General features: G+C 68.2%; 14 protein-coding genes and 1 pseudogene. 5 read left to right on the top strand and 10 right to left on the bottom strand.

Going from position 1 to position 15,945, the window contains the following annotated elements:
- Positions 1-92: 92 nt before the first annotated feature.
- Positions 93-2,015 carry a signal peptide peptidase SppA gene (gene sppA / locus ACZK5G_RS19960; RefSeq protein ID WP_049400998.1) on the top strand — a complete coding sequence of 641 codons (1,923 nt, stop codon included), beginning with the start codon at positions 93-95 and terminating at the stop codon, positions 2,013-2,015.
- Between the two features lie 73 nt (positions 2,016-2,088).
- Here the strand turns inward: sppA and ACZK5G_RS19955 are convergent, their stop codons facing one another.
- Entirely contained in the window at positions 2,089-2,301 is a 213-nt protein-coding gene (locus ACZK5G_RS19955) for a hypothetical protein (protein ID WP_032129677.1), read from the bottom strand.
- A 111-nt stretch (positions 2,302-2,412) separates the two neighbouring features.
- Here ACZK5G_RS19955 and ACZK5G_RS19950 point away from each other — a divergent pair, with 111 nt between their 5' ends.
- Positions 2,413-3,189 carry an SDR family oxidoreductase gene (locus ACZK5G_RS19950; RefSeq protein WP_010481164.1) on the top strand — a complete coding sequence of 259 codons (777 nt, stop codon included), beginning with the start codon at positions 2,413-2,415 and terminating at the stop codon, positions 3,187-3,189.
- A gap of 93 nt (positions 3,190-3,282) precedes the next feature.
- Here ACZK5G_RS19950 and ACZK5G_RS19945 read toward each other — a convergent pair whose 3' ends face one another.
- The 9 genes from ACZK5G_RS19945 to ACZK5G_RS19905 form a co-directional block, all read right to left on the bottom strand.
- Positions 3,283-4,029 carry a hypothetical protein gene (locus tag ACZK5G_RS19945; RefSeq protein WP_478464531.1) on the bottom strand — a complete coding sequence of 249 codons (747 nt, stop codon included), beginning with the start codon at positions 4,027-4,029 and terminating at the stop codon, positions 3,283-3,285.
- Between the two features lie 35 nt (positions 4,030-4,064).
- A complete protein-coding gene (locus ACZK5G_RS19940) occupies positions 4,065-4,742 on the bottom strand; it encodes a DUF4124 domain-containing protein (RefSeq protein WP_478464529.1) in 678 nt (225 codons plus the stop codon).
- Between the two features lie 43 nt (positions 4,743-4,785).
- Positions 4,786-5,376, bottom strand: coding sequence for an L-threonylcarbamoyladenylate synthase type 1 TsaC (gene tsaC / locus ACZK5G_RS19935; RefSeq protein WP_019338925.1), 591 nt, complete (start codon positions 5,374-5,376; stop codon positions 4,786-4,788).
- A gap of 140 nt (positions 5,377-5,516) precedes the next feature.
- Positions 5,517-8,003 carry a DNA topoisomerase I gene (locus tag ACZK5G_RS19930; RefSeq protein ID WP_032129673.1) on the bottom strand — a complete coding sequence of 829 codons (2,487 nt, stop codon included), beginning with the start codon at positions 8,001-8,003 and terminating at the stop codon, positions 5,517-5,519.
- A gap of 193 nt (positions 8,004-8,196) precedes the next feature.
- A complete protein-coding gene (locus ACZK5G_RS19925) occupies positions 8,197-9,129 on the bottom strand; it encodes an RDD family protein (protein WP_478464527.1) in 933 nt (310 codons plus the stop codon).
- Positions 9,130-9,178: 49 nt separating this feature from the next.
- On the bottom strand, positions 9,179-9,937 hold the full coding sequence (locus ACZK5G_RS19920; RefSeq protein WP_049423390.1) for a pilin: 759 nt from the start codon (positions 9,935-9,937) through the stop codon (positions 9,179-9,181).
- Positions 9,938-9,976: 39 nt separating this feature from the next.
- Positions 9,977-10,450, bottom strand: a complete 474-nt coding sequence (locus ACZK5G_RS19915) for a DUF494 family protein (RefSeq protein ID WP_005411195.1) — start codon at positions 10,448-10,450, stop codon at positions 9,977-9,979.
- 43 nt (positions 10,451-10,493) lie between these two features.
- Positions 10,494-11,621: a DNA-processing protein DprA gene (gene dprA, locus ACZK5G_RS19910; RefSeq protein ID WP_478464525.1), complete on the bottom strand. Its 1,128-nt coding sequence runs from the start codon at positions 11,619-11,621 to the stop codon at positions 10,494-10,496.
- Between the two features lie 130 nt (positions 11,622-11,751).
- Entirely contained in the window at positions 11,752-12,885 is a 1,134-nt protein-coding gene (locus tag ACZK5G_RS19905) for a LysM peptidoglycan-binding domain-containing protein (RefSeq protein ID WP_478464523.1), read from the bottom strand.
- A 126-nt stretch (positions 12,886-13,011) separates the two neighbouring features.
- Here ACZK5G_RS19905 and def point away from each other — a divergent pair, with 126 nt between their 5' ends.
- The 3 genes and pseudogenes from def to rsmB all read left to right on the top strand — a co-directional run bounded on the left by def (position 13,012) and on the right by rsmB (position 15,938).
- Complete coding sequence (def, locus tag ACZK5G_RS19900) at positions 13,012-13,524, top strand: peptide deformylase (RefSeq protein ID WP_008267110.1); 513 nt, start codon at positions 13,012-13,014, stop codon at positions 13,522-13,524.
- A 120-nt stretch (positions 13,525-13,644) separates the two neighbouring features.
- Entirely contained in the window at positions 13,645-14,568 is a 924-nt protein-coding gene (gene fmt / locus ACZK5G_RS19895; RefSeq protein WP_032128555.1) for a methionyl-tRNA formyltransferase, read from the top strand.
- A 3-nt stretch (positions 14,569-14,571) separates the two neighbouring features.
- Positions 14,572-15,938: pseudogene (rsmB, locus tag ACZK5G_RS19890) on the top strand (16S rRNA (cytosine(967)-C(5))-methyltransferase RsmB).
- Positions 15,939-15,945: the final 7 nt, after the last annotated feature.

Genomic DNA, 15,945 nt, shown 5'->3' with positions numbered 1-15,945 from the left:
CATGGCGGGCGATCCCCTGACTTGTGTCCGATGCCGCATCACACGGCACCGGCTATGCTGGCACCACGGCAAGAAGCCATCCGGAGCGTTCCATGAATCAACCCGTGCCCCCGCTGCCCCCGGCGCGTCGCAACCCCGTCGCCAGTTTCTTCATCGGGCTGTGGGACGTCATGAACTTCACCCGCCGGTTGATCCTCAACCTGGTGTTCTTCGGCCTGCTGTTCCTGCTGCTGGTGATGTTCGTCATCGCCGCCGGCATGGGCGCCGGTGCCAGCAAATCGCTGCAGGACCGCACGACCCTGGTGATCGCGCCGGAAGGCCGCCTGGTCGAGCAGTTCAGCGCTGACCCGGTCAGCCGCGCGCTGGCCAAGGCGGTGGGCGACAACGGTGCCGAAGAGATCCAGCTGCGCGACCTGCTGCGGGTGATCGAGTCGGCCAAGGAAGACAAGAAGATCGAGCGCGTAGTGCTGGAGCTGGACAAGCTGCAGCCGTCGGGCTTCGCTTCGCTGCGTGAAGTGGCCGCGGCACTGCAGGACCTGCGTGCGTCCGGCAAGCAGCTGGTGGCCTACAGCGAGAGCATGGGCCAGTCGCAGTACCTGCTGGCCGCACAGGCCGACGAGGTCTACCTGGACCCGATGGGGTCGGTGGTGCTCGAGGGCCTGGGCCGCTATCGCCAGTACTTCCGCACCGGCCTGCAGGACAAGCTGGGTGTGGACGTGCACCTGTTCAAGGTGGGCGAGTACAAGTCCGCCGCCGAACCCTACGTGCTCGACGCCGCTTCGCCGGCCTCCAAGGAAGCCGACCTGTTCTGGATGAACGACGTGTGGCAGCGCTACCTGGGCGACATCGCCAAGGCCCGCCGCCTGGATCCGGCACAGCTGGCCGCCGGCATCGACACGCTGCCGGAAGGCATCGCCGCTGCCGGTGGTGACCTGGCCAAGTTCGCCCTGCAGCAGAAGCTGGTGACGTCGCTGAAGACCCGCGAGGAATTCGAGGATCTGATGATCGAGCGCGGCGTGGCTGACGACGATGCCGACGGTGGTTTCCGCAACATCGACTTCGGCTCCTACCTGGGCCAGCTCGATGCGCGCCGCAACCCGGTCGACAGCCGTCCGCAGGTGGCGGTGGTGGTGGCCGCCGGCGAGATCAGCGGTGGCGACCTGCCGGCCGGCCGCATCGGTGGCGAATCGACCTCGGCGCTGCTGCGTGCCGCGCGTGACGACGAGAACGTGAAGGCCGTGGTGCTGCGCGTGGATTCGCCGGGTGGTGAAGTGTTCGCCTCCGAGCAGATCCGCCGCGAAGTGGTGGCCCTGCAGGCCGCCGGCAAGCCGGTGGTGGTGTCGATGGGCGACCTGGCCGCCTCCGGTGGCTACTGGATCAGCATGAATGCCGATCGCATCTATGCCGATCCGTCGACCATCACCGGTTCGATCGGCATCTTCGGCATGGTGCCGAACTTCAGCCGCGCGCTGGACAAGATCGGCGTGCACACCGACGGTGTCGGCACCACCCGTTTCGCCGGTGCGTTCGATGTCACCCGCCCGATGGATCCGGCTGTGGGCCAGGTCATCCAGTCGGTGATCAACAAGGGTTACGCCGACTTCACCGGCCGCGTCGCCGACGCCCGCAAGAAGCCGGTCGAGGCCGTCGACGAAGTGGCCCGTGGACGCGTGTGGAGCGGTGCGCAGGCCAAGGAACGTGGCCTGGTCGATGCCTTCGGTGGCCTGAAGGATGCGGTGGCCGATGCCGCCAGCCGCGCCAAGCTGGGCAAGGCTGATGCCTACCGCGTGCGTTACATCGAGAAGGCGGCAACGCCGTTCGCGCAGTTCGTCAGCGGTTTCGCCGGCAGCCGTGCAGGTGCCTGGATGCTGTCCGACTCGGGCATGGCGCGGATGGTGCTGGCGCGCACGATGCCCGAAGTGGATACGCAGCTGCGCTTTGTCGAGAACGCGGCCCGCGAGAAGGGCAACGGCACGCCGGTGAAGGCGCTGGCGTACTGCTTCTGCGGGTTCTGATCGGAAGCCATCCACGCACGGCGTGGATCTACTGGAAGCGCCCGGCCTCGGCCGGGCGTTTTCGTCTGCGGGGTTACTGCGTCGCGTCGGCCTCGGCCTTGCGCTCACGCGCGCTGGCATCGTCCACGGTCTTCTGCACGCCCTTGGCGCGGTCCAGCGGTTCGTTGATTGCGCGCGACATCGCCCGGGGCACCGGTGGCTTTTCCGGGTTCGGCGCCGGTGGGCGCTGGCAGCCCGCCAGCAGCGCGGTGGCCAGCAGGGACGTGGACAGGATCAGGATGCGCATGGCGGCACTCCGTGATGGGCGTGCGGGCAGTGTCGCATCCTCGGCAGGGGGCGGCCGTGAGCGCGTATCCTTGCCGCATCGAAACACAGCGGGCGCGGCCCGGGAGAACACATGACCCAGCAACGGTGGCGCCTGGACGGCCAGACCGCCCTGATCACCGGCGCCAGCGCCGGCATCGGCCTGGCCATCGCGCATGAACTGGCTGGCTTCGGCGCCGATCTGATGATCGTCGGCCGTGATATCGACATGCTGGAGACCGCGCGCGACGAACTGCTGGACGTGTATCCGCAGATGCAGGTGCATGCGCTGGCCGCCGATGTCTCCGACGACGAGGACCGCCGCCAGATCCTGGACTGGGTGGAGGACCATAGCGATGGCCTGCACATCCTGGTCAACAACGCCGGCGGCAACGTCACCAAGGCGGCCACGGAGTATTCCGAGGACGAATGGCGGAAGATCTTCGAGACCAACCTGTTCTCGGCCTTCGAGCTGTCGCGCTATGCACATCCGTTGCTGGCACGCCACGCGTCGTCATCCATCGTCAACGTCGGCAGCGTGTCCGGCCTGACCCATGTGCGCAGCGGCGTGGTCTACGGCATGACCAAGGCGGCGATGCATCAGATGACCCGCAACCTGGCCGTCGAGTGGGCCGAGGATGGCATCCGGGTCAACGCGGTGGCGCCGTGGTACATCCGCACGCGGCGCACGTCCGGTCCGTTGGCGGACCCGGACTACTACGAGGAAGTGATCAACCGCACGCCGATGCGTCGTATCGGCGAGCCGGAGGAAGTGGCCGCAGCCGTGGGCTTCCTGTGCCTGCCGGCGGCCAGCTATGTGACCGGCGAGTGCATCGCGGTGGACGGCGGTTTCCTGCGCTACGGGTTCTGATCTTTCAGCAGGTAGTGCTGGCCGCTGGCCGGCAACTGCACTCATCTGAAGATCCTGTGGTTGCCGGCCAGCGGCCGGCACTACCGGTGGGTCTCACCCCGGTACCGGGCAGTTGCTGGCCTCCAGCACACCCTGCAGCCGCTCGCGTTCACCGCGCGCGGTATCGCGGTTCTCCGGCGCGGCGAAGCGCTCACGGCCGCGGGCATCGCGGAAGCGCTGCTGCCAACCACCGCAGCGCTGCGCTTCGGGAAGCGCTTCGCAGTGGTCGCGCACCACTTCACAGCTGGCGGCATTCACCGGCGTCACTCCGCCAAGGCCCTGTACCGTCATCAGCTCGCAGCGGCCGGGCGCGGCTTCGTACTCGTACAGGTAGCCGCCGCCCTGGCTGTCGGTGCACTGGAAGATCGGAGGAAGCGGCGGCTTCGGTGGACCGTCACCTGCGGCGGCGCGGGCCTCGGCATTGCGGCGCAGCGTCGCGCTGTCGAGGATCTGGTCGTCTCCTGCGTGTTCGACCATGCCTGCTTCCATGATCGTGCGTCCTTCGTCCGCGCGTCGTGGTTTTGCTGGGGCCGCAGGGGCAACGGCCGGTCCGGACGGCACCGGCGCAGGTGTTTCAACGGGCACGGATGCAGGTTCGGCGGCTACAGGCGCAGCGGCGGCCGGCTGCGAGTTGGCCGGGTCGGGGATGCGCAGCACCTGCTGCTTGCTGCCGGTGGCGCACGGCGTGCGCTGCAGGGTAGGGACGTCACTGCTGCTGGAGGTACAGCGGTAGATCACGCCCTCTTCGGCCAACGCGCTTCCGGGCAGCAGCACCAGGAGCAGCCAGATCACTCGGTTCATGCGCACAGCGTACAGGCTGCGACGGCGTGCTGCGCTCAGCGTTCGCAATCGCGCGACAGGCGCGCATCGATACCGCGCTGTTCGTTGCTGATGGCGGTGCGTTCACTCTGCAGCGCGCTGTTGTAACGGCGATCCAGCTCCCAGCGGCGGTCACTCAGCCGTGCGCAGACTTCCTGTGGTGGCAACGCATGGCAGCTGTCGCGGACCAGCACGCTGCCGGCCGGCACCTGCACGTCCATGCCGATCGAGGGGCGGCGATAACCCGTGCCTTCGCCGATCGGCGTGCCGATGGCCGGGCGTGGTCCGGGATAGGCTGGGCCACGATGGCCGTGCGGCAGCCAGACACTGGTCCACAGCGGCACCCAGCGCGGATTGCCTTCGTTGTTGTCGCTGGTATAGCGCCGTCCGTCCTCGCTCACGCACTCGTACATCGGCTGCGGCGGCTGGATGTAGACGTGGCGGACTTCGCGCTCGTGGATGACCGGGGTTTCGCTGGGCGGCGGAGGCGTGGCATCACTGCGCACCACCCGTGGAGCGGGATCGCGCGGGCGCTGCAGGTCGCGCACCTGCTGGCGGCCGCTGTTGCACGGCCTGTCCTGCAGGGCGACGGCACCGTTGCTGGCAACGCAGCGGTAGACACGCACGTCCTCGGCCGCGGGTGCCGTCCACGGCAGCAGCAGACACAGGCTCAAGGTGGCGCGCAGCAGGGTCATGGCGGCAGGGTGCGTGATTGTCCGCAGCAGCGCAATCGCCGGCTCAGGAGCGCAGCACGTTGCCGCTGAGCGCGTCGCGGATCGGGGTGGGCTGGGCCAGGCCGCCGGTCTGCCCATCGAGGATGCCGTCGAGCAGGCGCAGCAGGCGCGGGTCCAGTTCTTCGCGGCTGCGTGCCGGTGGTTCGCCGGCCAGGTTGGCGCTGGTGGAGACCAGCGGGCCGCCCCAGGCGCGGCAGAGTTCGGCCACCAGCGGGTGCGCGCTGATGCGCACCGCGATACCGCTGTGTTCGCCGGTGACCCAGGGCTGCGCGCGCGGGCCGGCAGGCAGGATCCAGGTGTTGGCACCGGGCCAGCTGGCCAGCACCGCGCGCTGGCGGGCGTCGGGCAGCGCCTGCAGCCGCACCCAGCCTTCCAGCTGCGCCAGTTCGGCCGCGACCAGGATCATGCCTTTCTCGATCGGGCGCTGCTTCAGCCGCAGCACCATGTGCACCGCAGCTTCGTGCGAGGGATCACAGCCCAGGCCCCAGACCGCTTCGGTCGGGTAGGCGATCACGCCGCCCGCGCGGAGCGTGGCGACAGCAGAGTCCAGGGTGAGTTCTTTCATGGCGGCGACCGGCCCGGCGTGGGCCTTCATTATCCCCCTGCCGCGTGCAGAAGGGGTGGACCCTGGCACCCGGTAGTGCCGGCCGCTGGCCGGCATCAGCGGTAGGTACTGACTGCTGATGGTGGGTGCGGACCGTTGGTCCGCCCCCCTCATCCACGCATGGCGTGGATCTACTTCTTTGCGGCGGCCTTCTTCGCCGGGGCTTTCTTCGCGGCAGCCTTCTTCACCGCTTTCTTTGCCGGGGCCTTCTTGGCAGGCGCTTTCTTTGCAGCGGCCTTCTTCGGCGCCGCTTCCTTCTTCACCGCCGCCTTCTTTGCCGGGGCCTTCTTCGCGGCAGCCTTCTTGGCGCCGAAGCCCTTGCGCACCGGCTTGCCGGTTTCTTCCATCAGCTGCTGCACTTCGGCCAGGGTCAGCGAGGCCGGTTCGCGATCCTTGGGGATCTTGCCGTTCATCTTGCCGTCGCTGATATACGGGCCGAAACGGCCGTTCAGCACCTGGATGTCGCTGCCCTCGAACTCCTTGATGATCCGGTTGCGCGCGATCTCTTCCTTCTCTTCGATCAGGAACACGGCGCGGGCCAGGTCGATGGTGTACGGGTCGTCTTCCTTCTTCAGCGAGGCATAGGTGCTGCCGCGCTTGGCGAACGGGCCGAAACGGCCGATGCCGACGCTGACCGGCTCGCCCTTGTCCTCACCCAGCGCGCGCGGCATCAGGAACAGTTCCAGCGCGTCTTCCAGGGAGATGGTGTGCATCGACTGGCCGGGGCGCAGCGAGGCGAACTTCGGCTTCTCCTCGGCGTCCTCGGCGGTGCTGCCGATGGCCGCATAGGGCCCGAAGCGGCCCAGGCGCACGCTGACCGGCTTGCCGGTCTTCGGGTCGGTGCCGAGCTCGCGCGCGCCACTGGCCTCGGCACGGTCGACCGATTCCTTCTTGTCTTCCACCAGCTCCTTGAACGGCTCCCAGAAGCGGGCCATCAGCGGGATCCACTCTTCTTCGCCACGCGAGACGGCGTCGAGCTCGTCTTCCAGCTTGGCGGTGAAGTCGTAGTCCACGTACCGGGTGAAGTGGCTGGACAGGAACTTGGACACCGCGCGGCCGACGTCGGACGGGCGGAAGCTGCGGCCTTCCATTTCCACGTACTTGCGGAACAGCAGGGTCTGGATGATCGAGGCGTAGGTCGAGGGACGGCCGATGCCGTACTCTTCCAGCGCCTTCACCAGCGCCGCTTCGGTGTAGCGCGGCGGCGGCTGGGTGAAATGCTGTTCGGCCTGGATGCGTTCCAGCGGCACGCGGTCGCCGGGCTTCATCGCCGGCAGCTTGCGGCCTTCGTCCTCGTCTTCGGCGCTCTTGTTGTCCTTGCCTTCTTCGTACACGGCCAGGAAGCCGGGCACCACCACGGTGGTGCCGCTGGCGCGGAACACGTGTTCGCTGCCGGCGGACAGATCGACGCTGACGGTGTTGAGGGTGGCCGGAATCATCTGGCAGGCCACCGCACGCTTCCAGATCAGCTCGTACAGCTTGCGCTCGTCATCGGTCAGGTAGCGCGCCACCTGCGCAGGCGTGCGCAGCGCCGAGGTCGGGCGCACCGCTTCGTGCGCTTCCTGGGCGTTCTTCGACTTGGTCTGGTAGGTGTTCGGCTGGTCCGGCAGCGAGGCGATGCCGTAGTCGCGGGCGATCACGTCGCGGATCTCGGCCAGCGCGTCCTGCGACAGGTTCACCGAGTCGGTACGCATGTACGAGATCAGGCCGACGGTGCCTTCGTCACCGATCGCCACGCCTTCATACAGCTTCTGCGCCACCTGCATGGTCTTGCGGGTGGTGAAGCCGAGCTTGCGCGAGGCTTCCTGCTGCAGGGTGGAGGTGGTGAACGGCGGCGCCGGGCGGCGCTTGCGCTCCTTGCTGGCCACATCGGTGACATGCAGCGAGCCCTGCGCGGCCTGCTGGATGCGCAGGCGCGCGGCCTCGGCGGTGTCGCCGTCGGTGATGGTGAACTGTTCGAACTTCTGCCCGTCCAGCTTGATCAGCTTGGCGTTGAAGTGCTGTGACGGGTGCGCGCACTCGGCGGCGATCGACCAGTATTCGCGGGCGATGAAGGCTTCGATCTCTTCCTCGCGCTCGACGATCATGCGCAGCGCCGGGCTCTGCACGCGGCCGGCGGACAGGCCGCGCTGGACCTTGCGCCACAGCACCGGCGACAGGTTGAAACCGACCAGGTAATCCAGCGCGCGGCGCGCCTGCTGGGCGTCGACCAGGTCGCTGGCGATCGCGCGCGGCTGGCTGATCGCTTCCTTGATGGCGCGCGGGGTGATCTCGGTGAACACCACGCGCTGCATCGGCTTGTCCTTGACCAGCCCGCGTTCCTTCAGGATCTCGGCGATGTGCCAGCTGATCGCTTCACCCTCGCGATCCGGGTCGGTCGCCAGCAGGATGTCGTCGGCGCCCTTGGCGGCCTTGGCGATCGCATCGACATGCTTTTCGTTCTTGTCGATCACGTCGTAGTGCATGGCGAACCCGTTGTCCGGGTCGACTGCGCCTTCCTTCGGGATCAGGTCGCGCACGTGCCCATACGAGGCCAGGACCGTGTAGTCCTTGCCGAGGTATTTGTTGATCGTCTTGGCCTTGGCCGGCGATTCGACGATGAGCAGGTGCTTGGGCATGTCAGGAAAGGTCTGTGGGCGGACCGGGGGAGAGGGGCCGCTAGGGTGGAGCAAACGGCCGCATTAGTGAAGCGGCCACGGGCAAATCCATAAACTGAACGCCCGGTAATGTGCCGGGCGTTCAGGTTTCACCTTATTAGAGGAATCACGCCCGGCCAGCCCATGTCAAGCAGCCAGGCGTGAGGATGGCCGTTCATGAGGCCATCTTGGCGATGAAGCCAACCGCGAACACCATGAGCGCCAGGCCCACCAGCGACAGCAGGCCGGTCAGTACGAGCACCAGCACGGTCACCGTGCCCAGCTCCCGGCGCTGCAGCTGCGGCTGGTCGGTGTAGGCCCAGCGGTCGACCACCAGGGTGTCGCAGATCATGTCGTGCAGGCCCTGCTTGCGCTCGGTGAAGGCGGCCATCAGGAAACCGATGCCGAGGGTGAAGGTGCTGAGCACCGCGGCCCAGTAGCGACCAAATGCGCGGGCCTTGGTCAGGCGCTCGCCATTGCTGCGCACGACCTTGATGCCGACCGCCATCTTGCCCAGCGTGGCACCGCCCTGCGAGGCATGGAACCAGGTGTAGTACGCCATGCCGATGGCCAGGTTGATCAGGGCACTGGCCAGCTGGGCCACGATTTCGATGGCCGATTCGCCGCTGCCCACCGCACCCATGCTGGCACCAAGCACCACACCGAGGATGGCGCCGATGATGCCGCCGGGGATGGCCAGCACGAAGTAGTCGATCATGTAGGCCGCCACGCGCTTCCAGAAGCCCGCGTAGACCACTTCGCCGCCCATCACCGGCTGGGCATGGCCGCCGCCGCCGAGCACCGCAGGGGCGCTGTAGGGCGAACTGCTGAGGGCGCCGGTGCCAGGCAGTGGCGCCGTACCGTTGTCGATGGCGGCATAGTCGCCACGCAGGTCGAAGCCGCCACTGCCGGTGGCCGTGCTGGCGTCGGCCAGTGTCTGCAGTCCCAGTTCGTCGACCACCTGGCGCAGCGCAGCCCACTGCGCCATGCCTTCGCGCCAGACCAGGGTGTCCAGGTTCAGCTGGCCGCGCTGGAAGCGCTGGCGGATCTCCTGGACCGGCAGCGGGCCCTGGCGTTGCTGTCCTTCGGCGTAGTACCACTCAGTCATTGCATGTTCCCTGTTGAATCATCCTTGGAGGTGCTGGCGTGCGCGTGGTTCAGCCGCGGCACGTCGGCGGCAGGTACTTGTCGTTGCTTTCGCCACTGCATTCCCAGCGGCCGCTGTCGCGATCGTATTCCAGCCACAGCAGGTCGCCATCAAGGCTCTTGCCGGGCAGCGCCAGGGTGGCTTCGATGCCGCAGTGGCCATTGTTGAAGCGACCGATGTTCACCGCCGACAGCCCTGCATGGGCGAAGTCACCCGGGGCCGGGAAGCCGGCGTCGTTGGCACCGGGGCAACGGCCTTCGTCATCGGCGAAATGCTGCACCTGGTCCTTCAACGGCTGCAGCGCGGTCACTGCGCCGGCGACCTTGGCGCGCACGGTGTAGTCGTTGTAGGCGGGCAGCGCGATGGCAGCCAGGATGGCCACGATCGGGACCAGCACCAGCAGCAGGCCGCCGCCGATGATGGCGGTCAGGGCGCAGCCGGACAGCTTCTTCTTCGGCGCCGGCAGGGCGGTGGCCGATGCACTGGTGGTGTAGGGCGTGGACGGCGGCAGTACCGGCGGCTGCGGCGGAGGCGGTGCCACCGGTTCCGGATCGGGCTCGGGTTCCACCGGCGGTGCGGCAGCGTCCAGCGCCGGCACGATCAGGCCGAGTTCGTCGACCACGGTGCGCAACGGCTGCCATTGCGGCAGGCCGTCGCGCCAGACCAGGGTGTCCAGGGAGATCTGGTTGTTGCGGAACAACTCGACCAACTGTTCCGCCGGCAGCGGACCCTGCTGCCGGTTGCCTTCTGCATGGAACCACTCGCTCACGGGGACGCTCCTGAATGCGCTATGCCCCCAAGTGTACGGTCAGTGCAGGGGTTCTGGCTCGTCCATGAACATCTGCGTCTCCATCCAGGCATACGCCGCCTCGGAGCCGGGCTGGTTGAACAGCACCATCAGCACGACCCACTTCAGGTCGTCCAGGTCCAGTTCGTCCTGGTCCAGGGCCATGGCCCGGTCCAGCACCAGCTCGCGCTGGTCGGCGTCGAGGATGCCGTGCTGTTCCAGGTACAGCAGGAAACCACGGCATTCCACGTCCAGCTTGTCCAGCTCGGGGCCGTGGTAGACGCGCACGGGGCCATCGACCCGTGCCTGGGCCACGCTCGGCCGCTGCGCGGCCAGGGCATCGAGCCAGTCGAATGCCTTGTTGATCTCGGTTGGGCTGAAACCGGCCTGGATCAGGCCGTTCTGAAGCGAATCGCGGTCACGGATCAGGTCCGCATCTTCGCTGAAATAGTGTTCAAACAGGTACAGCAGTACGTCCAGGATGCTCTCTTTCATTGCCCCTCGGCCTGCGTCGCGCGACGCTGTGGAGGTGAAGAAACTAGGGAGTTCGACAGTAGCGGCCGTGTACGCACACCACGATTCCCGCCAGTTCCATGGCCAGCAGCATGGAGGACACCTGGGGCGCCGTCAATCCACAGCGCGTGATCAGTGAATCCATACCGCTTGGGTTGTGGTCCAGGGCCCGCCACAAGCTCTGGTAGTCAGGGTCGTCGGCCCAGCGCGCCGGCAGGAGTGCCGGCGGTGCCTGTTCAGTGGGGGTGGCGAGCCGTGATTGCAAGCCCGGCAGCTGCTGGCGAAGGGCGGGCGCCAGCAGTTCAAGGACCTCCTCCGGGCGCTCGACCAGTGCGGCACCCTCGCGGATCAACCGGTGGCAGCCCGCGGCGCGTGGGTTGAGTACCGAACCGGGCAGGGCACAGACCTCGCGGCCGGCCTCGGCGGCCAGGCGTGCGGTGATCAATGCGCCGGAGCGCTGGGCGGCCTCGACCACCACCGTCGCCAGCGCCAGCCCGGCCACCAGGCGGTTGCGGGCTGGAAAGTGACCGGGGCGTGCCGGTATGCCCGGCAGGTACTCGCTGAGCACCGCGCCTTCGGTGGCGATCCGGGCCTGCAGCCTGGCGTGGCTGTCCGGGTAAGCCCGGTCCGGGCCGGTGCCGATCACCGCCACGGTGCAGCCCCCGGCGTCCAGCGTGGCCTGGTGGGCGGCCGCGTCGATGCCTGCCGCCAGGCCGCTGGTCACCGCCAGCCCGGCTTCGGCGAAGCAGCCGGCAAACCGGGCGGCCAGGGCGCGTCCGCCCGGCGTCGGCGAGCGGCTGCCGACCAGCGCCACCGACGGGCGCCAGGCCAGGCTGGGGTCGCCGGCGATGAACAGCGCCAGGGGTGGGTTGGGGACATCCAGCAGGGGCGGGGGGAATGCCGGATCGGTGAAGGCCAGCAGGTGCTGGTTGTCGTCTTCCAGCCAGCGCCGTGCCACGGCCCAGGCCCGGGTGTCCGGGCATTCCAGCGCGGCGCACTGCTCGGGCGTGCAGCCGTGCGCGCGCCAGTTCGCGGCGCCCTGCGCGATCGCAATCTCCGCGCTGCCTGCGGCCTGCAGCAGGGCCCGCCGTGGCGCCAGCGCGCCGCCTGCCATCAACAGGCGCAGCAGCGCCTCGTCAGCTTGGTTGGTCATCTCCCCACTATCGAGCGCATACAACAAAGGCGCCCTAGGGCGCCTTCGCATGTGGCTGTCAGGTTTTGCCGGAGGTGCCTGCCGGCCAGCGGCCGGCACTACCTGCAGTGGCCGGGCAACACGGGACTGCTTACTTCGCGTCCGGGTGCAGTGCGTTGAACCCCACACGTACCGGCTTCACGCCCTGCATCACCAGCGCGTAGCTGACGTTGTCGAAGGTACGGAACACCATGGCGTGCGCGGCGTATTCGTCCGGCAGCGAAACCCGGCCGGCGCCGGTGCTGAGCGAATCGTCCATGCGCGACGAGGTGGGGTACTTCATGCGGTGCGCCACGTGGCGGCCCGGGCGCCACAGCGAGAACACGGTGCCGTTGTCCACGCCCTGGGCGCGACCTGCGGAAATCGCGATCACATCGCGCGGGCCAGCGGCGGTGAACATGTCGGTGACGGCCAGCACGCGCACATCGACGCCCTCGACACCGGCGGCCGGGACATGGGGGACGAACTGCAGGTCATACGGCTTGGCCTCGACCGGGACCAGGCGGTCGCCGGCACGCACCTCGCGGCCGCCTTCGTTCTTGTCCAGCACCAGGGTGGACGCCTCGACCTTGCCGCCGGCGACATGGGTGATGGTGCCGGTGGCGACCTGGGCCAGCTCATAGCCGAGTATGCCGCGGCGGTGGTTGGGGGCGTTGTAGGCCCGCCACAGGTTGCCGCTGCCGGGGGTGACGTCGCCGTTGGCGGCCAGGTCCTCGGTCGGCTTGGGCTGGGCGTAGCGCACGGTCGGGCGGACCACGGCCCAGCGCTGGCCCAGCTGGGCGTCGGCCAGGCGCACGTAGACCGCACTGCCGCTGGTGACGCGCAGGCGTTCTTCTTCCAGGCCGGCCACGTAGGGTAGCTGCTCGATGCTGTCGACCACGCTCAGCTGCTTCAGGAACGGCTCGACCTGGGCCAGCGGAATGGCATCGATCGGGGCTTCCTGGCGCGGGCCGGGCTTGGCAGCGACGGTTACCCGGTCCAGATAGGCCAGGCTGAGCACGTCACCGGGATAGATCAGGTGCGGATTGGCGATCTGCGGATTGGCCTGCCAGATCTCCGGCCACAGCCACGGCTTCTGCAGGAAACGTGCGGCGATATCCCACAACGTATCCCCTTTTCGGACCACATAGGTGTCCGGGTGCCCGCCATTCACTTCCACGGCGGTAGCATAGGCAGCCACGGTCAGCATCGCCGCGGCGACGACCGTACGAAAACGAAGCAACATAGGTGTGAAGCCCTGATTCCCCAACAGGTCCGCGCACTATAGTCCAGAAACCGGGGCGCAAGGCAAGCGTTGGAGCTAGAATCTGCGACGTATGCCGGCGTGCCGGCCCCCTATCCGGAAACAGCCATGGCCCTTCTCCCCATTCTCGAGTTCCCCGATCCGCGCCTGCGTACCAAGGCTGCGTTGATCGAAGCCGCCGAAGTCACCACGCCGGCCTTCCAGGAACTGATCGACAACATGTTCCTGACCATGTACGACGCCCCGGGCATCGGCCTGGCCGCCACCCAGGTGGACGTGCACAAGCGCTTCATGGTCATCGACGTCAGCGAAGAAAAGAATGAACCGCATGTGTTCATCAACCCGGAAATCGTCGCCAAGGACGGAGGCCGGGTGTATCAGGAGGGCTGCCTGTCGGTTCCGGGCATCTTCGCCGACGTGACCCGCGCCGATACCATCACCGTGAAGTACCTGGACCGCAACGGCCAGGAACAGCAGCTGGAAGCCGGCGAAGTGCTGGCCACCTGCATCCAGCACGAGATGGATCACCTGGACGGCAAGCTGTTCATCGACTATCTGTCGCCGCTCAAGCGCGAGATGGTGCGCAAGAAGCTGGCCAAGCAGCGCAAGCACGTGGCGTGATCGCCAATCCGGGCCGCCCTTCGGGTGGCCCGTGCCTGCGCGACGCGCGCGGGCTGTACGGCGCCGGCCGACGGCGCCGTTTTCTTTCCTGCACGAATCCATCCTGCAAGTGGGGTAGCCATGAGGATTGTCTTTGCCGGTACGCCGGAATTCGCGGTGTCGTCGCTGCGCGCGGCTGCGCGCCACCATGAGGTCGTGGCCGTCTACACCCAGCCTGATCGTCCGGCCGGCCGTGGCCGTGGCCTGGCGCCGTCGCCGGTCAAGCTTGAAGCCGTGGCCCGTGGCATTCCGGTCTACCAGCCCGAATCGCTGAAGGATGAAGCCGCCCAGCAGCAGCTGCGCGACCTGCAGCCGGACCTGATGGTGGTGGTGGCCTATGGCCTGATCCTGCCGAAGGCGGTGCTGGCCATTCCGACCCACGGCTGCTGGAACGTGCACGCCTCGCTGCTGCCGCGCTGGCGCGGCGCCGCGCCGATCCAGCGCGCGATCCAGGCCGGCGATGCGAAGACCGGCGTCTGCCTGATGCAGATGGAGGCCGGCCTGGATACCGGCCCGGTGCTGCTGCACCAGGAGCTGCCGATCGCGGCCACCGATACCGGTGGTCAGCTGCATGACAAGCTGGCGGAACTGGGCGCGCAGGTGCTGTCCGACGGCCTGGGCCTGCTGCGGGCCGGCATCAAGCCGATCGCGCGGCCGCAGCCGGAGCAGGGCGTGACCTACGCGCACAAGCTGGACAAGGCCGAGGCCCGTCTGGACTGGGCGCTGGATGCAGGGGCGCTGGCACGCACCGTGCGCGCCTTCAATCCGTGGCCGATCGCCGAGGCGACGCTGGCTGGCGAGCGGGTGCGCATCCATGGCGCGGTGGCGCTGGATGAGGCCCACGGCCAGGCGCCGGGCACGGTGCTGGCGGCCAGCCGCGATGGCATCGATATCGCCTGTGGCCAGGGCGCACTGCGCCTGCGTGTGCTGCAGCGGGAAGGTGGCAAGGCGATTACTGCGGCCGACTACCTCAACGCCCGCCGCGATCTGCGCGTGGGGGCATAAGCGGTGTCGAAGCAGAACGATTTCTCCGTCGCCAAGGCGGCGCCGGGCGCGGCCACGCGCATGCTGGCCGCACGTGTGCTGGCACAGGTGTTCACCCGTGGCCGTTCGCTGAAGGCCGAACTGGCCTGGGCGCTGCCGAAGCTGGCCGACAGCCGCGACCGCGCGCTGCTGGAAGCCCTGTGTTTCGCCGTCCTGCGCCGCCGCTGGAAGCCCTGTGTTTCGCCGTCCTGCGCCGCCGCAGCACCTATGACGCGGCGCTGCAGTCGTGGATGCAGAAGCCGCTGTCGGCGCGTGATGCCGATCTGCGCACGCTGCTGATGGTCGGGTTCGCCCAGCTGGACGTGCTGGAGCTGCCGGCGCACGCGGCGCTGTCGGCCACCGTCGATGCCGCGCGTGCACTGGGCCGTGAGCGCCAGGCGGGCCTGGTCAATGCGATCCTGCGCCGCGCGCAGCGCGAAGGTTTCCCGGAGCAGCCAGCGCGCGATGCCTTCCCGGAATGGCTGGCCGATGCGGTGGAACGCGATTGGCCGGTACAGGCCGACGCGATCTTCAGCGCCAGCCTGCAACCGGCGCCCCTGTGGCTGCGCGCCAACCGCCAGCAGGGCGGTCGTGACAAGGCACTGGCCGCGCTGGCCGAAGCCGGCATTGCCGCAGAAGCCAGTCCGCTCAGTGCCGACGCGTTGCGCCTGGCCTCTCCGGTTGCCGTGAATCAGCTGCCCGGCTTCGCCGAGGGCGCGATCTCGGTGCAGGACCTGTCGGCGCAGTGTGCCGCCGATGCGCTGGCCCCGGTGGCCGGTGCCCGCGTGCTGGACGCTTGTGCGGCACCCGGCGGCAAGTCGGCGCATCTGCTCGAGCGCGACCCCAGCCTGCGCCTGCTGGCGCTGGATATCGACGCGCGCCGCCTGGCCCGTGCACGCGATACCTACACCCGTACCGGCGTGGGCGAGCATGCGCAGACCCTGGCGGCAGATGCCAGTGATCCGGGCGCCTGGTGGGATGGCGTGCCGTTCGACGCGATCCTGCTTGATGCGCCGTGCTCGGCGACCGGCGTGATCCGCCGCCAGCCGGATGTGATGTTCCACCGTCGCGCCGAAGACATCGATGCACTGGTCGGCGTGCAGGCGCGCCTGCTGGAAGCCTGCTGGTCGATGCTGCGCCCGGGCGGCGTTCTGTTGTATGCCACCTGTTCGATCCTGCGCGCCGAGAACATCGATCAGGTGCGCGCGTTCCTGAAGTGGCATCCGGATGCCGTGGCGCAGCCGCTGGGCGATGCATTCGGCGTGGATTGCGAAGGGGTGGCGCGCCAGCGGCTGCCGGGTGAAAACGATGCTGACGGTTTCTTCTACGCGCGTCTGTTAAAAGCAGCCTGACCCCCGC

It is taken from the genome of Stenotrophomonas sp. 62841_Sma, from assembly GCF_056482945.1.
The sequence above is the reverse complement of the archived record's forward strand: the minus strand, read 5'-3'. Positions and strand labels throughout refer to the sequence as shown.

What these genes read in the sequence shown, in the direction of transcription:
- ACZK5G_RS19945 (WP_478464531.1), bottom strand. Translation starts at nt 4,029, where the DNA reads ATGAACCGAGTGATCTGGCTGCTCCTGGTGCTGCTGCCCGGAAGCGCG.
- sppA (WP_049400998.1), top strand. Translation starts at nt 93, where the DNA reads ATGAATCAACCCGTGCCCCCGCTGCCCCCGGCGCGTCGCAACCCCGTC.
- ACZK5G_RS19915 (WP_005411195.1), bottom strand. Translation starts at nt 10,450, where the DNA reads ATGAAAGAGAGCATCCTGGACGTACTGCTGTACCTGTTTGAACACTAT.
- fmt (WP_032128555.1), top strand. Translation starts at nt 13,645, where the DNA reads ATGAGGATTGTCTTTGCCGGTACGCCGGAATTCGCGGTGTCGTCGCTG.
- ACZK5G_RS19925 (WP_478464527.1), bottom strand. Translation starts at nt 9,129, where the DNA reads ATGACTGAGTGGTACTACGCCGAAGGACAGCAACGCCAGGGCCCGCTG.
- ACZK5G_RS19940 (WP_478464529.1), bottom strand. Translation starts at nt 4,742, where the DNA reads ATGACCCTGCTGCGCGCCACCTTGAGCCTGTGTCTGCTGCTGCCGTGG.
- dprA (WP_478464525.1), bottom strand. Translation starts at nt 11,621, where the DNA reads ATGACCAACCAAGCTGACGAGGCGCTGCTGCGCCTGTTGATGGCAGGC.
- ACZK5G_RS19950 (WP_010481164.1), top strand. Translation starts at nt 2,413, where the DNA reads ATGACCCAGCAACGGTGGCGCCTGGACGGCCAGACCGCCCTGATCACC.
- ACZK5G_RS19955 (WP_032129677.1), bottom strand. Translation starts at nt 2,301, where the DNA reads ATGCGCATCCTGATCCTGTCCACGTCCCTGCTGGCCACCGCGCTGCTG.
- ACZK5G_RS19930 (WP_032129673.1), bottom strand. Translation starts at nt 8,003, where the DNA reads ATGCCCAAGCACCTGCTCATCGTCGAATCGCCGGCCAAGGCCAAGACG.
- ACZK5G_RS19905 (WP_478464523.1), bottom strand. Translation starts at nt 12,885, where the DNA reads ATGTTGCTTCGTTTTCGTACGGTCGTCGCCGCGGCGATGCTGACCGTG.
- def (WP_008267110.1), top strand. Translation starts at nt 13,012, where the DNA reads ATGGCCCTTCTCCCCATTCTCGAGTTCCCCGATCCGCGCCTGCGTACC.
- tsaC (WP_019338925.1), bottom strand. Translation starts at nt 5,376, where the DNA reads ATGAAGGCCCACGCCGGGCCGGTCGCCGCCATGAAAGAACTCACCCTG.